15 protein-coding genes are annotated in these 18,615 nt (G+C 48.3%); 6 read left to right on the forward strand and 9 right to left on the reverse strand.

All coding sequences use genetic code 11. The features are described from left to right. The first annotated feature begins 414 nt into the window (after window positions 1-414). Window positions 415-2,139 (forward strand): cation:proton antiporter, encoded by a 1,725-nt coding sequence (locus QGP82_RS26785; protein ID WP_499061558.1) that lies wholly within the window; start codon window positions 415-417, stop codon window positions 2,137-2,139. Here the strand turns inward: QGP82_RS26785 and QGP82_RS26790 are convergent. From QGP82_RS26790 to QGP82_RS26810, 5 genes are all read right to left on the reverse strand, one after another. Continuing rightward, window positions 2,112-4,031 (reverse strand): putative bifunctional diguanylate cyclase/phosphodiesterase, encoded by a 1,920-nt coding sequence (locus QGP82_RS26790; protein ID WP_163700597.1) that lies wholly within the window; start codon window positions 4,029-4,031, stop codon window positions 2,112-2,114. The genes QGP82_RS26785 and QGP82_RS26790 overlap by 28 nt on opposite strands. Window positions 4,032-4,186: 155 nt before the next feature. Further along, a complete protein-coding gene (locus tag QGP82_RS26795; protein WP_163659416.1) occupies window positions 4,187-5,191 on the reverse strand; it encodes a sensor histidine kinase in 1,005 nt (334 codons plus the stop codon). Between the two features lie 69 nt (window positions 5,192-5,260). Next, window positions 5,261-5,866 carry an L-threonylcarbamoyladenylate synthase gene (locus tag QGP82_RS26800; RefSeq protein ID WP_163659415.1) on the reverse strand — a complete coding sequence of 202 codons (606 nt, stop codon included), beginning with the start codon at window positions 5,864-5,866 and terminating at the stop codon, window positions 5,261-5,263. Window positions 5,867-6,251: 385 nt separating this feature from the next. Next, entirely contained in the window at window positions 6,252-7,169 is a 918-nt protein-coding gene (murQ, locus tag QGP82_RS26805) for an N-acetylmuramic acid 6-phosphate etherase (protein WP_163659414.1), read from the reverse strand. A 175-nt stretch (window positions 7,170-7,344) separates the two neighbouring features. Beyond that, a complete protein-coding gene (locus QGP82_RS26810; protein WP_163659413.1) occupies window positions 7,345-7,743 on the reverse strand; it encodes a DUF3110 domain-containing protein in 399 nt (132 codons plus the stop codon). A 254-nt stretch (window positions 7,744-7,997) separates the two neighbouring features. Between QGP82_RS26810 and QGP82_RS26815 the strand changes: the two genes are divergently transcribed. Beyond that, window positions 7,998-9,380, forward strand: a complete 1,383-nt coding sequence (locus tag QGP82_RS26815; protein WP_163659412.1) for an NCS2 family permease — start codon at window positions 7,998-8,000, stop codon at window positions 9,378-9,380. A gap of 172 nt (window positions 9,381-9,552) precedes the next feature. Next, window positions 9,553-10,590, forward strand: a complete 1,038-nt coding sequence (locus QGP82_RS26820) for a hypothetical protein (RefSeq protein WP_163659411.1) — start codon at window positions 9,553-9,555, stop codon at window positions 10,588-10,590. A 213-nt stretch (window positions 10,591-10,803) separates the two neighbouring features. On the opposite strand, the gene QGP82_RS26825 is transcribed toward QGP82_RS26820, so the two are convergent. The 3 genes from QGP82_RS26825 to psbA form a co-directional block, all read right to left on the reverse strand. Continuing rightward, window positions 10,804-11,757 (reverse strand): alpha/beta hydrolase, encoded by a 954-nt coding sequence (locus QGP82_RS26825; protein ID WP_163659410.1) that lies wholly within the window; start codon window positions 11,755-11,757, stop codon window positions 10,804-10,806. Window positions 11,758-12,008: 251 nt separating this feature from the next. Then, a complete protein-coding gene (locus tag QGP82_RS26830; protein WP_163659409.1) occupies window positions 12,009-12,365 on the reverse strand; it encodes a hypothetical protein in 357 nt (118 codons plus the stop codon). A gap of 426 nt (window positions 12,366-12,791) precedes the next feature. Continuing rightward, window positions 12,792-13,874, reverse strand: a complete 1,083-nt coding sequence (gene psbA / locus QGP82_RS26835) for a photosystem II q(b) protein (protein ID WP_499061559.1) — start codon at window positions 13,872-13,874, stop codon at window positions 12,792-12,794. A 337-nt stretch (window positions 13,875-14,211) separates the two neighbouring features. On the opposite strand from psbA, the gene cofG reads away from it, so the two are divergent. After that, window positions 14,212-15,195 carry a 7,8-didemethyl-8-hydroxy-5-deazariboflavin synthase subunit CofG gene (gene cofG / locus QGP82_RS26840; RefSeq protein WP_499061560.1) on the forward strand — a complete coding sequence of 328 codons (984 nt, stop codon included), beginning with the start codon at window positions 14,212-14,214 and terminating at the stop codon, window positions 15,193-15,195. 53 nt (window positions 15,196-15,248) lie between these two features. Here cofG and QGP82_RS26845 read toward each other — a convergent pair whose 3' ends face one another. After that, entirely contained in the window at window positions 15,249-16,469 is a 1,221-nt protein-coding gene (locus QGP82_RS26845) for a type IV pilus twitching motility protein PilT (RefSeq protein ID WP_163665690.1), read from the reverse strand. 305 nt (window positions 16,470-16,774) lie between these two features. Here QGP82_RS26845 and rpsB point away from each other — a divergent pair, with 305 nt between their 5' ends. Together rpsB and tsf are read left to right on the forward strand one after the other, a co-directional pair. Beyond that, window positions 16,775-17,647, forward strand: coding sequence for a 30S ribosomal protein S2 (gene rpsB / locus QGP82_RS26850; RefSeq protein ID WP_163665692.1), 873 nt, complete (start codon window positions 16,775-16,777; stop codon window positions 17,645-17,647). Between the two features lie 148 nt (window positions 17,648-17,795). Next, a complete protein-coding gene (tsf, locus tag QGP82_RS26855; protein WP_163665694.1) occupies window positions 17,796-18,566 on the forward strand; it encodes a translation elongation factor Ts in 771 nt (256 codons plus the stop codon). Window positions 18,567-18,615 lie beyond the last annotated feature (49 nt).

Below are 18,615 nucleotides of genomic sequence, written 5' to 3' on the forward strand. Positions count from 1 at the left end.
AAATCCTCAAGAATTCAGATTTATTCAGCAAAAAAATCAAGTTTATTCAATTCTTGTAATTTTTTGTTGTTCCTAATCCTGAAAAGGTTGACAACTGAATTACTGATTCAGAGGGTGAATTGATCACTAGAATTACTCTATATCCAGTTCAGATTAAATCCTCCTGAAGATCAGCAACGCCAACATTCTCCATAGGGTGAAGATTGTGAGTTTTTCTAAAAATTAGAGTTACAAAATTAAGACGATTGGCAGATGGGCACCAGAGAGTTATTCAGGCCAAGTGTCTTGATTTCCGCATCTTCATCAAATTTTCTCAAGCATGAGCTTGCCCATATCCGATATTTATCAAGGCCTAATCAATTACACTTCAATACAGTAAATCTGGGAGATTCGACCAGATATTAAGGATGCATAATGGCAGTAAACAGCGGATTTATCTTAGATTTAACAGTAACCTTAGGAGCCTCTGCCTCTGGGGGGTACATTGCTAGTCGCATGCGCCAGCCAGTACTGTTGGGCTATTTACTCTCAGGTCTAGTGATTGGTCCCTTGGGGCTGCAACTGATCAGCGATGCAGATGCTATTCAGAGTCTGGCTGAACTGGGGGTTGCTTTTTTATTATTTTCCTTGGGTGTACAGTTCTCTCTAGCGGAACTTAATCGTGTTCGCAATGTCGCGCTCCAGGGCAGTTTGTTACAAATTGGTCTGACAACAGCTGCGGTAGCCACCATTAGCAGCTTACTGGGTTGGGCAAATTCTTGGGTGCAGGGCATTTTTCTGGGCACAGTCCTCTCTCTATCCTCCACAGCCGTTGTTCTTAAAACCCTCACGGAGCGAGGAGAAACCAACACTCGCCACGGTCAAATTATGCTGGCAATTTTGATTGCTCAGGATTTGGCGCTTGGGGTCATGCTAGCCATTGTGCCCTCCCTTAATTCTCAGGGATCAATACTGCTGGTACTCGGTCTAGCTTTGCTCAAGGTGGGTATTTTTATTGGAGTTGCGATCGCAGCTGGCTATGGGCTTGTGCCCCGTATGATCCGTGCCGTTGCCCGTACCGAAAGTGCAGAATTGTTCCTGCTCACCCTGCTGGCCCTGTGCCTGAGCGTGGCACTCGTCACCGCGCGTCTGGGCCTCTCCATTGAAATTGGCGCATTTGCTGCCGGATTGATGATCGCGGAAATCGACTACGCCGACCACGCCCTCAGCCGATTTTTGCCCCTGCGAGATACCTTTGCCTGCCTGTTTTTTACCTCCATCGGCATGCTGATCGACCCGCAGATTTTGATCCAAAATGCCGGGGTGATATTAGGACTCGTGGCCCTGGTGATGGTAGGTAAAGCCTTAATTGTGCTCCCTGTGGTCCTATCCTTCGGCTATTCATTTAAAACAGCGCTACGGAGCAGCCTGGGCATCAATCAAATTGGAGAATTCTCATTTGTATTAGTCCTTGTGGGTCTAGAGAACAATCTGATTTCAGAACAAACCTATCTGCTATTGTTAGGAACAACCGCTATCACCCTGGTATTTACACCTATTTTGTTTAAATCGGCGACACCCATTGCTGAAACTCTACTTAAATCCCCACGCATCAGACCGTTTCTAAGCATTTGGGAATCTCCCCAGGAGATGTGGGTTGAGGAAGATCTTACCAACCATATTGTGGTAGCTGGTTATGGTCGGGTCGGACAGGTCGTTGTCAACATTTTGCAGCAGCAGGGGCACTACCCGGTTTTAATCATTGAGAACAACGAAGCGGCCATCCAAACCCTGCGGCACCACAAGATGCACTATATCCTTGGCGATGCCGACTCGGAACAGATTTTAGAAAAGGCGCATTTGGATAAAGCCATTGCCCTGGCCATTACTCTGCCAGACCCGGCGAGCACCCGGCTATTGTTGAAGCGTTCCTTATCCATTAATCCTAATCTTGACGTGATCGCCCGCGCCCACGTCACCGCTGAAATCGATAGCTTGACCCAGGCAGGAGCCCGAGAAGTCGTACAACCTGAGTTTGAAGCGGCCCTTGAACTAGGCTCTCACCTACTTAAAATTTTAGGCAATGCCCCTATGGATATTCAGAGTACAATGGAGGCCATTCGACACAATCGCTATTTAAGTATTCGTGGTGGCAGATAAGGTAAGGGAGGTGAAAACCAATACCCCTGCCCATGGGTACAACCCAGGTTAACGAGCTGTTGAGCTTGCCATTCTGTCTCGATGCCTTCAGCGACAACATCCAGCTTCAACACTTGAGCCAGTTGCACAATGGCCTCGACAATCTTGAGATTATCAGAATCAGACTCCATATCCTTAATAAATGCCCGGTCAATCTTCAAGGTGTCAACCGGTAACTGCTTAAGATAGCTCAGGGATGAATACCCCGTCCCAAAATCATCAATACTAATTTGAATTCCCCAATGTCTAAGCCGAGCCAGGGTTGCTAGCACTGGCTGCGGATCACCGATGAGGAGGTTTTCTGTAATTTCAAATTTAAACCAAGCAGGTTGAGCCTGCGTCTGTTGCAGAACATCATAAATCTGTTGGGCGAACTGCTCACCCTGTAAATGACGCACTGAAAAGTTCACACTGACAAAAGGAACAGGTTTGGAGGGATTCTCCTGATGCCATTGGCTCAGCTGCTCACATACTTTGTAAAACGTCCAGTTGCCCAGCTGGGAAATTAGATCGCTTTCCTCCGCCAGTGGAATAAAATCGGCAGGTGACATAAAGTCAGATGTGCCCTCAGGCTGCCAGCGGACTAAGGCCTCATACCCTTCCACAGGAGCCGCTGCCGAGGCTGAGGTCAAAGCCACAATGGGCTGATAGTAAATCTGTAGCTGCTGTTGCCTCAACGCCTGGCGAAGCTTACCTTCTAGAGTCAAACGATGGAGCGCCTGCGTATGCATTTCAGGTTGAAAAACACGCCAGCCTTGGGGCTTTTGCTTGGCCTGCAGCAAGGCTAGGGAGCCATCCCGTAACATGTGTTCACCATTGCCATAGCTGGAATCCACCAGCACAATACCCACATTGGCATTCACCGTGACTTCATAATTACCCAGCTCAATGGGGGTCGCTAACCGCCTTTGTAGACGCTGGACCAATGGAATAATCTCGTTTTTATCCGCTAACGTTGGCAACAGAATCGCAAATTGATCATCCGCTAGACGTACGGTAAAACTGCTGTCAGAAACAATTTCTGTGATCCGATTAGCGATTTCAATCAACAGCCGATCGCCCTGTAAGTGACCCAGGGTGTCGTTAATGGCTTTAAAGCGATCGCAAGCCAACATCAGCAGTATCGACCATTCATAAGGCTGTCTGGCCTGCACCGTCTCTTCCAAACGTTTCAGTAGCAGCGTGCGATTTGGCAATCCCGTTAACGAGTCATACAATGCCAGGTGCATTAATTTTTCCTGAGCTTGCCGCCGCTGTTGGATTTCTGCCTGCAAGGCTTGATTGGTAGTGTGTAACTCTTGGGTACGCTCTAAAACCCGCTGTTCCAACTCCTGATTATTTTTATGAATCTGCATTTCAGCAATTTCATATTGCTGAAGAATAATGCGTAGCTTTTGATTTTGAGTTTTAAGCGTTTGTCTAAGATGCCGTAGTTCTAACTGATGCTCAATGCGTACAAGCACTTCAGCGATTTGAAACGGCTTTGTAATGTAGTCTACGCCGCCTACGGAAAATGCCTTTAACTTTTCCAGCACATTATCCATAGCACTCATAAAAATGATGGGAATATCAGCTGTTATGGCATCACTGTGGAGATGGCGGCAAACGGCAAACCCATCCAGGTCAGGCATCCGGATATCAAGCAAAATAAGATCGGGTAGCTCAGTGGCAATATCCATAATTGCCATAGCCCCGCTTACAGCATTACGAACACTGTATCCAGCCTCAGACAGCGCTGAAGACAGCAGTCGTAGATTGCTGGGAAGATCATCAACAATCAAAATCTTGGATGCACGGTGCTCTTTTTGAGGCACAGCCATCTTAGGAATATCAGAGTTTTGAATAGGGGGCAAAAGACTTACACCGTTGTTGTCGTATAGTTGTTCTTTGTAAAAACCCAGCCTGCCCTTCTATAGCTATGAAGATAATCTCAGGTTACAACAGTAACTCTGCATAACCCATAGCTAACGCTCATAACTCTATACTAGCCTTAAGTGTTGTTCCAAACCTAGATACTTGCCGGTAGCTTTACAGTAATTATAGGAGCTTCTTCTGCTGCCGGTAAAATCAGTTCCCCATGGAGAGCTTTGACCATTTCTTGGGCAATGGCCAGGGTTAGCCCTGTGGAAAGATAAACCGATGAGAGATTACTCAAATCAACTTCACGACCGTAGAGAGAGGTATCTAGCCTGACACATAACTCATTGGCTGGGCGCTCGGCCTCTAACCTGATCAAGATAGACTCCCCTTCAGCCACTGCATCCAGGGTGATATGGCCGAGTTTTGTGGATGTAATAGCATCATCCAGCAAGCTAATGAGCATCATCTGTAGCCACTTTAAATCACTCAATACGGAAAGATCGGTAGGTTTGAAGGCAAGACGAAGATTACTATTCGCTGCTTGCAGATGGGTTAACTCTTCTAATGTTTTAAATAGGGTTTTTAGGGGTAAGGGTTCCAGGGTTGGAACTTCACGCCCAATATCGAGTTTGGATGCTGCGATGATCGTATCAAACAGCTGTAAAACCTTATAGGCAGCTTCTTTGGCCTCAGCCGTAAATTGTTTTTCCTCTTCAGGAGTTTCACACAGCCCTTCTAGAATCAACTGGTGCAAACCAATGACACTATTAATGGGCGATCGCAACTCATGGGCAGTCCGTGCCAAAAAGCCACTTTTAAACCGTTCTAACTGGCTGAGACGCTCATAGGCGAGGGCTTGGGGATCATCGGTAGGCGTTCCCTGAATAGCCGAAGGCTGCGGAGAGGGGGGATCGTCTGGGGGGGTAGGCTCTACGGGAGCTAACTCATTAGTAGGGTTAGTGGGGGCCTCAACAGCAGGCGGCTCCTGAGGAGCAAGATCGGTCGCAGCTGGAGAACCCGTAGAGGACCGAGAAGCAGTAAAGGTGGTAGGGGCAGGGGCAATACTGTCAGACTGACGCGTTCGGCGAAGGCTGGTGGTAATGGTTCCACCGAAAAAGCCAATGCCAATGAGTACTGCTGTTTGCCAATCCATAGGAATCTTTATGTAGAAATACTTTGGTAATTAGAAATAAGGTCAGAGCGCATCCCCATTACTTATACTCTACAAATATACGGTTCCCTGACGTATAGTCTGCCAATGGTCAGATTGCCAGAAAGCAACGGTGGAGGGTAATCCAGACGGAGCGGGAATGACGATGTCAGGTCCCAAAGGTTCCACCAAGGTCTGTAACGCTTGGTCGTTTAGACCATAAACGTGAGGGAACTGGGCCAGCACTTCATCCAAGCTCGCCAGGGTCGTTTGCCCAGATAGATTTGCACTGGTAGTTGCCAAAGGCCCTGTCAGGGCCAGTATTTGGCGAGCGATGGGATGGTCGGGCACACGGACACCAATGGTATCTGGCGTTTTGGGATGCATCACCAACGGGACCTTCGATGTGGAAGGGACCACCAGGGTGAGTTGTCCTGGCCAATAGCGCTCAGTCATAGTCTGCCACTGAGCCACCTCCATAGTGACATAGGGCCACAAATCAGCTGCGCTGGCCCCCATAAGTATTAGAGACTTCTCTAGACTGCGCTGCTTGAGCTCATAGAGTTTGTCACTATGGTCAGGTGTTACGGCTAAACCCCACACGGTATCGGTAGGTAAGGCTACAATACTGCCGGATCGAGCTGCTGCAACATAATCTTGTAAGGGGGTATAGGGCATAGGTGACACCGGTTCTTAGTTCTTAGTTCTTAGTTCTGAATGGTAGTTCTCTAGCACAGAGGAGGATGGCAGTCTTTGAACTTTAGATAGATTTTCAGGAATTGGTATAACAAGTTGAGAGGGTGGGTAGAGAAGACAACGGGGAAAATACGGATCTTCTAGGTCACTCATTAAACTCTTCTCTCCAAAATAGGAACTGAGGGGACTGCACAACAATAAAGTCCAGTTTGGAGTTATAGATGGTTGGATGAGTGACGGGGTAATGGGGTGATTATTTAAGCACAAGCGCCTTAATCGATTTAGACGGAAGAATTTTATAAGGTGTCTGGTGTCTTTGTAGGGGCGGACGGCAGTACGCCCTGAGGAATATAAATTAATTTCATTGTTACTCTGGACGTGCCATAAGTGCCTGTCGTAGATTGCCATTATTTTGATCTAACGCCGCTTGAGCCGCGTCTTTATCCAAATCAGCCCAGTGCATCAACAAAGCAAGTTTTACCTTTTGATCACTTTTGCCCAAAAGGGTATCGGCTTCGTCACGGGATAGATCTGTCAGAGCAGAAATAATGCGCAGAGCCCGGTCATGGAGCTTGGTATTCGTAACCGATACATCGACCATGCGATTGCCGTAGACTTTGCCCAGTTTCACCATCACCCCGGTCGACAAAATATTTAGGGCCATTTTGGTGACGGTGCCCGACTTTAGGCGGGTGGAGCCTGCCAATACTTCAGGCCCTACCGGTAACCGCAAATCGATATCCACATCAATATCCACCTGCTCCGCTGGTACACAGGCCATAAAAATTGTGGTAGCTCCCCTGAGCTTGGCTTCTTCAAGCGCACCATGTACATAGGGTGTGGTTCCACCAGCCGTAATCCCTACCACTACATCAAGGGCAGAAATTTGGTGGGTCGCCATCGCTGCTGCCCCATCAGCAGGCAAGTCTTCTAGGGCTTCTGAGCTGCGCAGCAAAGCTGGTGGTCCCCCGGCCAAAATTCCCTGCACCATCTTGGGCGGTGTGCAAAATGTTGGTGGACATTCAGCCGCATCCAACACGCCCAAACGCCCGCTGGTGCCAGCACCTATATAGAACAGACGACCGCCGTCCCGTAGCGACTCTGCCGTGCGGTCAATGGCCATCGCTAGCATGGGCGCTGCTTCTGCGATCGCATCCACTGTCCGCTGATCTTCCTGATTAAACACCTGCACCATTTCCAGCGTTGACAGCTGGTCCAGGTTCTGACTATTGGGGTTAATCTGCTCGGTGAGAAGGTAGCTGCGATCGTTAATGGTGTCAGGCATGGGGCAGAGGGGAATGGGGAATGGGCAGTGGGGCCAGGCAGTTTAACTGCCTGGCCCCGGACTAAAGCTCAGAACTTAACTTCGATAGATTACAAGGATTTCGCCCAAGTGATAACACCCACCTTCCACCAATCAACCCCTAGCTCAAGCACGTCCCCCATTCCCTACTCCCTCCTCAAAGCAACTTCTCCAACTGCTGTCGAATCCGATCCAACTCCTTCTGGGACATATCCTGAGCTGATGTGCCTGAATCAGCTGGCTGCACTCGCTCTTCGGGGCGGGTGTCTGGGTCCCAGTCCTTTGTTTCCAGGTTTTGCTCTGGGGGCATGACCAGCGTGCCAGTTTCCACATGCTTCGCTTCGTAGTTTGCACCGCGACAAAACTCTTCGATTTCTTCCGACTCAAACCCTTCCACACTGCAGGGCGGAAAGTCTTGTGCCTCTAGCAAACCACCAAAGCGTACAGCATCGTCTTCGGCTTCAAACATCAGCACGATGTTGCGATCGCCCACCTTCAGAGAGTGAATTCCCTCATTTTCAGTACGAGCATTAAACAGAACCACATAAACACGCATGGCTATTCTCAGGGCTTGAAGGTTTGTTAGTTATCTTATCAGCACCATAAAACCCTATCTTCAAGCTTTTCCACCTAACTGACTGAGCGTAGTCGAGGTCAGCCATAGCACCTGCGCGTCTGAGAAGCAACCAATGAGTTTTCAATTCTTTTCCAAATAAAAAATAAATGTTACATCCATCGTATCCGTAACCACCTAGACAGACGATAGAAACCTTAGGCACTTCACTGGAAATAGCTACGCACTTAACCGCTATGTCTAATCAATCGGGCAATATTCAACAATCGTCTGGCCTGGCAGGGGCCATCGCTAACTTTTTTAACTTCGATGCCCTGGGCACCGATCTACCTACGGAAATTTTGGCTGGGGCAACGACGTTTGTCACCATGGCCTACATTCTCATCGTCAACCCGGCAATTTTGTCGGAGGCTGTTTTTCTCAATGGGTCAGGAGACTTATTTGGGGAGCTGGTCATGGCAACGGGGATATCAGCTGCGATCGCAACCCTGATCATGGGTCTTTACGCCAAACTTCCCTTTGCTCTGGCTCCTGGCATGGGCATCAATGCTTTCTTTGCCTTCAGTGTTGTGCTAGGCATGGGTGTGGACTGGCGTGTGGCCCTGGCTGCTGTCTTTATTGAGGGGATTATCTTTATTATTCTCACCCTCACCAATGTGCGCAACAAGATTGTTGCCGCTATTCCCGATGCGGTGAAGCATGCAACAACAGCCGGTATTGGTTTGTTTATTGCCTACATTGCCCTTAAGGGGGCAGGCATTGTTGCCCCCTCTGAAGCCACATTGACCACCCTTGGAAACCTCAGATCACCCCAAGCAGCCATGACACTGCTGGGGTTGGGCATCACCGCATTTCTGTTCTCTCGCCGAGTGACGGGTGCCTTGTTGTGGGGAATCATTGGCACTGCTTTATTGGCCTGGTTGTTTGGCGTTGCCCCCTGGCCCGAAGGCGTTGTTGCCATTCCTGCTGCCCCTACCCATCTCTTTGGTCAAGCCTTTGTGGGTATCGGTGAGCTGTTTAGGCTCAACTTTTTAGAAATGGTCAGCATTGTCTTTGTCTTTTTGTTTGTTGACCTATTTGACACCATTGGTACCCTAACCGGCTTGGGCTCAAAAGCAGGTTACATCAACAATGAAGGTGCATTTCCCGGCGTTGAAAAAGCCTTTATGGCTGATGCTGTGGGCACCACCGCTGGTTCTATTTTGGGTACCTCTACTGTGACGACCTACATTGAGTCTGCATCAGGCATTTCTGAAGGGGGACGCAGTGGCTTTACTGCTGTTGTTGCGGCAGCTTTCTTCTTAGTGGCCCTATTGTTTATACCTCTCTTTTCCGGCATCCCCGCCTTTGCCACAGCGCCTGCATTGATTATGGTGGGTGTGATGATGATGTCTGGGGCAAGGGCAATTGATTGGGAGGATCCAGCGGCTGCGATCGCGGCATTCCTAACCATCATTATGATGCCCCTGGCTTACTCCATTGCCGAAGGTCTGGCCATGGGCCTAATCGCCTATCCCTTAGTCAAAGCATTCCAGGGCAAAGCAAGAGAAACCACCATCGGCATGTGGATCCTAGCCGCAATCTTTATTCTCCGCTACATCTTTGTAGCCGGCGGTTAAGGGAAAGATCCATTTAAGGTCAGTCCCCCCTTCTCCCCCCAGGGAGTAAGGGGTTGGGGGATGAGGGCTAATCTTACGGTCAGATAGCCTGATCGTTGCTGATCGCCGACAGGGCCTATACGATCAATAAATCCCACAAATCAGCAACGACAAATCTAAAGGACTTCTCCTTATGCGCGGTTGGCAGATGGTCATTTCCGGAATACTTGCCCTCACCTGTGGCTTCAGCACCGTCAGCTGCACCACCACAGCCATTGAAGCAACTGAGTCCCGCATTACCTTCGAAGGCGATACACCAGCCTGGGCCGATTCCGCCAGCTCTGTGATGACAGAACTAGAACAGTGGCGTGGCCTCAGCTTTAAGGAAAATTTAGTCGTTACCTTTCAGCCCCAGAACGATCCGGGGCTCAATGGCTGGTATAACTCCGAAACCAAACAGCTCGTTGTCACCACATCAGGCTCTGATGAGCTGGGGCGTGGCGTCATGCTCCACGAGATGTTTCATGCCCTGCAGGATCAGCACTTTGACCTCTACAATCTACATCTCCAAAGCCAGGACAACTCTGACTACGATCAGGCTGTCACTGCCGTCATTGAAGGCGAAGCGATGCTGGCCGTCAGCGAGCTGCTGAACTATGACTTCCTTGCCCACGCTAAACTGCCCCCCGAAGGTCCCATTAATGACCGGCTCTTTGAGAATATTTTTCTTTATGGCGCTGGTCTCAAATTTATTAAGGCTGTGCGCGATCAAGGGGGCTGGGAAGCAGTAGATGCAGTCTTTGCTGATCCCCCCCAGGCGACTACGCTGATTTTGAATCCACAACGCTATTTGGCCGGAGAGCGGACGGTTGAACCAACGGAAATTCCTCTGGAAACAGGTGAAACTCTAGATAGCAAGACTATCCGTGGTGAATATGCCATACGTCTCATGCTGGCCCAACGGCCTGAAACACGTCATCTGGTAGACAGTATGGACAACAGCTATGTGACAGACACGCTGGGAGTGCTTACGAACAGCGAGGGTGATAGGGTCCATCGCTGGGTGATTGAACTCAATGGTCAGGAGACTTCTGAGGCATTAGCCCAAGGCATTAAGACTGTGTTAGCCGGAGAGCTAGGAGAAGAGCCTTTGATGGAGTTGTTGCCGAATGGTAATCTGAGGTATCTCTTAGAGACGAAGATTGCACAAGCCTTGCCAGTTCCTCGTTAGGGCTGCATCAATATACAGCACCCTTTAACTCTAATGGGATGCGCCCTTCAAGATATCGGCAAATTATCAGTACCTGTAGGGATAGCAGTGCATCCCTACAGGGTCATGTCTAATACGGTCCAAACATAAAATTAGCGGGTTCCGTCGGCTCCCTGCTGTAGTAAAAGTCTTTTAGGGCCAAGATTTATTGCTGGTAAAGCACCAGGACGAGATTTATAACACCCGATATGCTCCAGTCCCCGCATCAAACGTCAAGCCACGTTCTGCTTTTTGACCCGTAAATGCCCGCGCAAAAATCTCTTTAATTCTCTCATTCTGTAGCGCGCTATCATCCGTAAAATAATTATGGTGCGCAACAATATTCGCCGCATCGGTAAAATCTAAATACGTTGCATTGCGTGCTGTCAAATTTCGGGGCCAATGACCCAAACGTGCTTTTTGTTCATCCCCAGCCAACGCCTTAGACGCCAACAGAGCCGCATCATCTTCATTAATGGTGATAAACAATCTATTGCGAAAACGCACCCGATTAACCCAGTCGGCATGGCCTTCATTGTTCACATCAGCAGCCAGCATCACAATGTTGTCAAATAACAGAGTCTCTCCCTGATAAATCGATGATGACAACAACCGCTTAAACAGATAATTACCCATGCTGTGCAGAGCCAGGCTAAACTTGCGTTTACAAGCCTGCTCTGCATATTTCTTGAAGTAATCTGCCAGCTTCTCAAAGCATCGGTCCAATGCTCCAATGGACAAGGCTGCATCGCGCTTATCATCCTGATAGCTAGATAGCCCCTCAAGGGTTCCCCCCCCGTTAGACGGCCAGGTAAACATGATGACCTCAAGGTTATACCGTTGCTCAATGGCATAGGCACTCTCTAATGCATCACCAAAGTCTGTATTGAATCCATGGACAAAAAAGAGTGCACTGGTATGATTTTGGCGCATCCGCTGCTGTGCCTTTAAAAAGGCAGCTTCGCTAGCCCACATGTCTTCACCGTTATACGTAGTACGGTCATCCAAAATATTGACCTGCCAACTACCACCAACCTTTTGCGCCTCCGCCAGCCGTAGTTCATTAGGCCCCTTCTGGTTAAATCTAGGCCCAAATCGTTCTTCTGGGTTGGCATCTGGCTGTAGATTTCGATTGGTCACTACATACATTAGGCAATCTCCTGAATGCTCACGCTGATTCTACGCGGATCTCCACAGGCATCACCCCCTTCTCCGGATGAAGCATCAGAGCGTAATGATCTGTATAGGGTGGAAAGTTGGGATAATTGAGATCGCAGTTACCGATACGCTATAGCCAGAGTACTCGTAATACTCCATTGTCAGCATTCATTTAGCCTTATGGGCAGATCTGCTTGACCCACCTATTATTATTCCTGCCACGCTATAGCCAAGCTGAACGCTTAAACTCGCTGCAAATATTGATAATCTTCATTTTTTAAGCAGTCTAATAGCTCAATCAGCTTCTTCAGGCGATAAACCAACTCTGATTGCAAACTTCCTTCCTCTAACTGCAGCAGAACCTGCTTACTATGAAGGACAACAGACTCTGTGAAAAACTCTACAAAGGTTTTTCGTGTTGATGGAGCTAGCTGCACAAGTGGCAACGTAAGTTGTTCACCATTGATAGATAGATCCGTAGCAGTTTCCTCACCAATACGAGCAAAATCAGTGCGTGCAAGCCATAGTAAAAACGTATCGGCCACCTCTACCCGACACATCGGCTGCTTATCGTCACTAAAAAATTCGATATCTAACATGGCCTATAACGCTATCTGCCTTGAGTATGCCGCAACTAGACAAGCAACGTATGATGGCAAGAAAACACTTTTGATAGTCAGTGTTCTAACAATAGAACATTTTTGTCATTGCTGCCGCTACTTCTTACTAAAGTTAGGACCCTCCTCAGGACTCACCATGGGACTTTATTCAGGTTGAGACGTTATCCAGGTATTAGACACCACCAATATTAAATAAAAGCGATCGCAGCCTGGAAATACCGGGTCGATAGACAGCAGGATACTCTCTGGACAATCATGCCTTGCGCTACTCCTAATATAGCGAGGACCATCAGACAGGGGGGCCCTATAGTTTTGAAATTCCCTTTAAAAGCATAAAGCGCTCCTCAATTGAGGAGCGCTTTACAGGCTAAATCAAATTAGCAAGTTGCAACTAGATCACGACGACTACGCGTTGATGGAAGGAGCAACCATAGCAACAGGAGCCGCTTCACCAGCCGCCAAGTCTAGAGGGAAGTTGTGAGCATTACGCTCGTGCATTACTTCCATACCTAGGTTGGCACGGTTGATCACATCAGCCCAAGTGCTGACGACACGACCCTGAGAGTCGATGATGGACTGGTTGAAGTTGAATCCGTTCAGGTTGAACGCCATCGTGGAGATACCTAGAGCAGTGAACCAGATACCGATGACGGGCCAAGCACCCAAGAAGAAGTGCAAAGAACGGCTGTTGTTGAAGGATGCGTACTGGAAGATCAAACGACCGAAATAGCCGTGGGCTGCAACGATGTTGTACGTCTCTTCTTCCTGACCAAACTTGTATCCATAGTTCTGGGACTCAGTCTCAGTGGTCTCACGAACCAAGGAGGACGTTACCAGAGAACCATGCATTGCGGAGAACAAAGACCCGCCGAAGACACCCGCCACACCGAGCATGTGGAAGGGGTGCATCAGGATGTTGTGCTCAGCTTGGAACACCAGCATGAAGTTGAAGGTACCGGAAATACCCAGAGGCATACCATCCGAGAAAGAACCCTGACCGATGGGGTAGATCAAGAACACTGCAGATGCGGCTGCTACAGGAGCAGAGTAAGCAACACAGATCCAAGGACGCATTCCCAAGCGGTAGGACAGTTCCCACTCACGACCCATGTAGCAGAAGACGCCAATGAGGAAGTGGAAAATAACCAGCTGGTAAGGGCCACCGTTATACAACCACTCATCTAGAGAAGCAGCTTCCCAGATGGGGTAGAAGTGTAGACCGATAGCGTTGGAAGAAGGAATAACCGCACCGGAAACGATGTTGTTACCCAGAATCAAAGACCCAGCAACGGGCTCACGGATACCGTCGATGTCAACGGGAGGAGCCGCGATGAAGGCGATGACGAAACAAGTCGTGGCAGCGAGTAGTGTGGGGATCATCAGCACACCAAACCAACCTACATAGAGGCGGTTCTCAGTGCTAGTAACCCACTCACAAAACTGATCCCACAGATTAGCGCTAGAGCGCTGCTGTAGAGTAGTTGTCATGATTTTATGAATCCTATAAATATTGTCGAGGTACGACAGTAGGCAATTAGCCCACATATACATGCTAAAAGAAATACCTATTTTTGTAAACTTTCTAATCGTGAGAGAATTTTAAAAGTCGGCGTCTGAATGCCTTATTGATGGGCTTGCATATTGAAAGTCAATTCACCAAGGTCGCTGAGACAGAAGGATCTACAAACATTTCACTCCTTACGCCCCCGGTTCTAACAGAGTATGTAAGTTAGCCTGTACGGCGGGTAAGACAGTCTACTTTTAGATTCTAAGGCTTGAAGTAATTGCTCATTTTTTGTAACGATTAGCAAAGAGGATAGTCACGTTGAGCCTGACCATCACCTATAGTCCGGCATACACTCTAGTCCCGACATATGAGTGCTTCAATCAATGTAGTTACTGTAATTTTCGAGTCCAGCCAGGCTCTGATATATGGTTGAGTCTTCCTAGGGCACGGGCTATGCTCCAAGAATTAGATGCCATTGAAATATTAATTCTGAGCGGAGAAGTTCATCCCAAAAGTTCACGTCGTCGAACCTGGTTAGACCGCATATATGATCTTTGCCACTTAGCCATTGCAGAAGGATTCTTACCCCATACCAATGTCGGCCCCCTTAGCTTTGAAGAAATGAAAAGGCTCAAGCAGGTGAATGTTTCAATGGGGCTGATGCTGGAGCAGCTCACACCTACTTTGTTGGATAACGTTCACCATCATGCCCCAAGTAAACGACCAGCAGTCAGGCTAGAGCAACTAATGTGGGCAGGACAGTTGCAAATTCCCTTTACGACTGGACTTCTTTTAGGCATCGGTGAAACGGAAACAGATTGGGAAGAAACACTGGTTGCGATCGCAACCCTACACAACCAGTACGGTCATATCCAAGAAGTTATTCTTCAACCCCATCAGCCTGGCGAACGCCAGACCCAACTCGCTCTTCCCTGTGACGACAACATGTTAATCCGTGCTGTCCATATCACTCGTCAGATTTTGCCAGAGGACATTACGATTCAGATCCCACCGAATCTAGTGCAGTCAACTCAAACGCTCTTAGCGTGCCTAAAGGCTGGAGCAAGAGATTTAGGCGGCATTGGACCACTAGATGAAGTCAACCCCACCTATCATCACAAAACTCTGTCGACACTCACAGCCCAGCTACAGACCCAAAACTACAGCTTGACGCCACGTTTGCCCGTCTACTCACAATATGACAGCTGGCTTCCTGCGAACCTTCAACAAAAAGTCCAGTCATGGCGAACACGACTGGACTCACGGAAGACTCTAAATATCCAACGAAATTGTGAAGCGTGAGCTGAACCAAAGCTACTCACATCAAATAAAGATGAATGAGTATCCTGTCGACTCTAAATCCGACCACGCAACATCTGCGCCATCTCATTTTGACGAGGTGACATCTCTAAAGCAGTCTCCTCAGTAATACGTCCCGACTCATATAGAGAGTAAAGGGATTGATTCATGGTGCACATACCATCAAAACTACATTTTGGTAGCAGAGCCTCTACCTCATCCAGCTGACCTCGCTGAATATAATCTTTAATGGCATCGGTGTTGATCAGAATTTCATGGAAAGCCGCTCGCTTACCATCGGTCGTACGACATAGCCCTTGAGCCACAACCGCCACCAAAGATTCAGCAATTGAGATGCGCACCGCACTCTGCTGTTCCGGTTCGTACATGCCTAAAATACGCTCAACCGTCTTTACCGCACTGTTGGTATGCAGGGTACCAAATACAAGGTGACCTGTTTGAGCTGCTTTCAACGCAATATCTACAGTTTCGCGATCGCGAATCTCACCAATCAGAATGACATCTGGATCTTCCCGAAGCGATGCCTTAAGAGCATTCTTAAACTCCAGCGTGTGAATCCCCACTTCTCGCTGCTTGATTAAGGACATACGACTCGCATGGACAAATTCCACCGGGTCCTCAATGGTGATAATGTTCTTCGGCATATCCGTATTGATGTAGTCAATCATCGCAGCCAGCGATGTTGACTTACCCGACCCAGTGGGACCAGTCACCAAAACCAGACCTTTGTGATAGTGGCAAATATCCTTTAAGACTACTGGCAAGCTCAGCTGATCAAGCGTGAGAATCTTCACCGGAATCAGACGCATCACCAAGGAAGGCCCACGCAGTGTATTGAATATGTTGATGCGTACACGCGTGAAGTCAAAATGAGCTGCCCCGTCAAAATCCATCGTTTGTTTAAAGTCTTGGATTTGATCGGGCTTTAGGACCTCAGATAGCCATGCGTAGAATGTGGCTTCGTCAGTAGCAGGATAGTCCGTGGTTTCAATTTCGCCCCGGTTCCGAAAACGAGGCACTTCCCCCACACCCAGATGCACATCAGAAAAACCTTTATCAAAGGCCTCACGAACGATACGCTCTAGGGTTACGCCACCGCCGACTCTGACGCCACCAGCAGACTTTGGCATTGGGGGCGGTGCCGCTGAACGTGCACCACCAGCTCTACCCATTCCCGGCGGTGGGGGTGGTGCAACCCGCTTAGGTGGAGGCGGCGGAACAGACGGCATTGAAGCAGAGCGTTGTTGATCAGTCATAAAGCACCAAAAGCCTTCAGTTAACGACGGGCAACATCAAAGCAACATGTCTGTGCCACTTTACGTTGCAGACACACTTACCCATCATCCACAGACTACCCAAAATTGCAACTTCCAATAGCAGGCAAAGAGACTGACATGATTCAAGAAGTCAGCAACTTGCTGTGTTACCCTAGTTTAGCTGTCAAAAAATTCACACACTTGGATATTTCGGGTGTTTCAGTCAAAGTCAGGTGAAGTAAAACCTACACTTAACGACTGAAATGCGCACCAGGTGGAGGTTTAACCCGAAAGGAGAGAATTAAATGCCTGTTGTAACATTGGCTCAACTGCTTGAGTCAGGGGTTCATTTTGGTCATCAGACCCGCCGTTGGAACCCTAAAATGGATCGGTATATTTTTACCGCACGTAACGGTGTACATATTATTGACCTAGTCCAGACGGCTCAGCTGCTCGATAACGCTTATTCCTTCGTACGGACTTCAGCAGAGAAAGGTCAGAAGTTTTTGTTTGTGGGCACTAAGCGCCAAGCTGCCGGAATTGTCGCTGAAGAAGCCAGACGTTGTGGGTCTTACTACATCAACCAGCGTTGGTTAGGTGGAATGCTAACCAACTGGACCACCATTAAAACACGTGTAGAGCGTCTCAAAGAGCTAGAGCGCATGCAAGAGACAGGAGCTCTAGCTCTACGCCCGAAAAAAGAAGCTGCTGTTTTGCGTCGTGAACTCGAGAAGCTTCAAAAATATCTGGGTGGTATTAAGCTGATGCGGCGTCTGCCAGACGTAGTCATCATGGTTGACATCAAGCGTGAATATAACGCAGTGCAAGAGTGTCAGAAATTAGGGATTCCAATTGTGTCACTATTGGATACCAACTGTGATCCCGATGTGGTTGATATTCCAATTCCCGGCAACGATGATGCCATTCGTTCAATCAAGTTAATTCTAGGTAGCTTAGCGAATGCCATCTATGAGGGTTCCCATGGTCAGGCACCGCAGGACAATAGTGATGAAGGCGACATTTACGCCGACTATCCAAGTGCCGAAGAAGACTATGATTATGATGCAGCCGATATTCCCAATGCTGGAGACGCTCCTACAGCAGATGAAGTACCAGCAGCACCTGCGGCAGATGAAGTGCTAGCAGCACATGCCGCAGATGAAGCAGAGAGCGAATAACACGCTGTAGGCTTTTGCATTACATATAGCAGCTGATCCCCACCATAGGTTCAGCTGTTGATGCTTTAGGCGCAGGTCTTAACATTGGCAAAAAGCTTGTTCTGTCAAAATATTTTTTCAAAGTAGAGCATTAGTGTAGGAGGAGATAATGGCAGGCATTTCTGCAAAGCAAGTAAAAGAGCTGCGCGATACTACCGGCGCAGGCATGATGGACTGTAAAAAAGCCCTCCAAGCATCGGACGGTGATCTACAGAAGGCCATTGAGTGGCTCCGTCAGAAAGGTATTACTTCAGCGGCTAAGAAGGAAGGCCGAGTTGCGGCAGAAGGTCTAGTGGAAAGTTACATCCACACCGGTGGTCGTGTGGGTGTCCTTGTGGAAATCAACTGCGAAACAGACTTCGTTGCCCGTCGGGAAGAGTTCAAGACTCTAGCACGCGACATTGCTATGCAGATAGCAGCATGCCCTAACGTTGAAGTTGTGAGAACCAGCGATATTCCTCAAGATTCCATTGACCGCGAGCGGGAAATTGAAATGGGTCGCGAGGATCTTGCTAAGAAACCTGAAAATATCCGCGCCAAGATCGTAGATGGTCGTATTGAAAAGCGTCTCAAAGAACAATCTTTATTAGACCAACCCTTCATTAAGGATCAAAACATCACTATTGAAGAGTTGATCAAACAGTTAGTGGCCACTCTAGGTGAAAATATCCAGGTTCGACGTTTCTCACGATTCACTCTAGGTGAAGGTATTGAGAAGAAAGAGGAAAACTTTGCAGCAGAAGTCGCTGCTCAAACAGGTCAAAAGAAAGAGGAGAAGCCTGCTGAAGCAGCAGCTCCTAAAGCGGAAGCTAAAGACGAGAAGCCTACTGAAACTGCTCCTAAAACAGCAAAGAAGAAAGGCAAAAAGAAAAAGAAATAGTCCTCTTCTGTGTGGATAATTTTTTTCTAAATCGGTATGGCAAGCCCAA

This window comes from Leptothoe sp. LEGE 181152 (assembly GCF_032906605.1).
GTDB lineage: Bacteria > Cyanobacteriota > Cyanobacteriia > Phormidesmidales > Phormidesmidaceae > Leptothoe > Leptothoe turfae.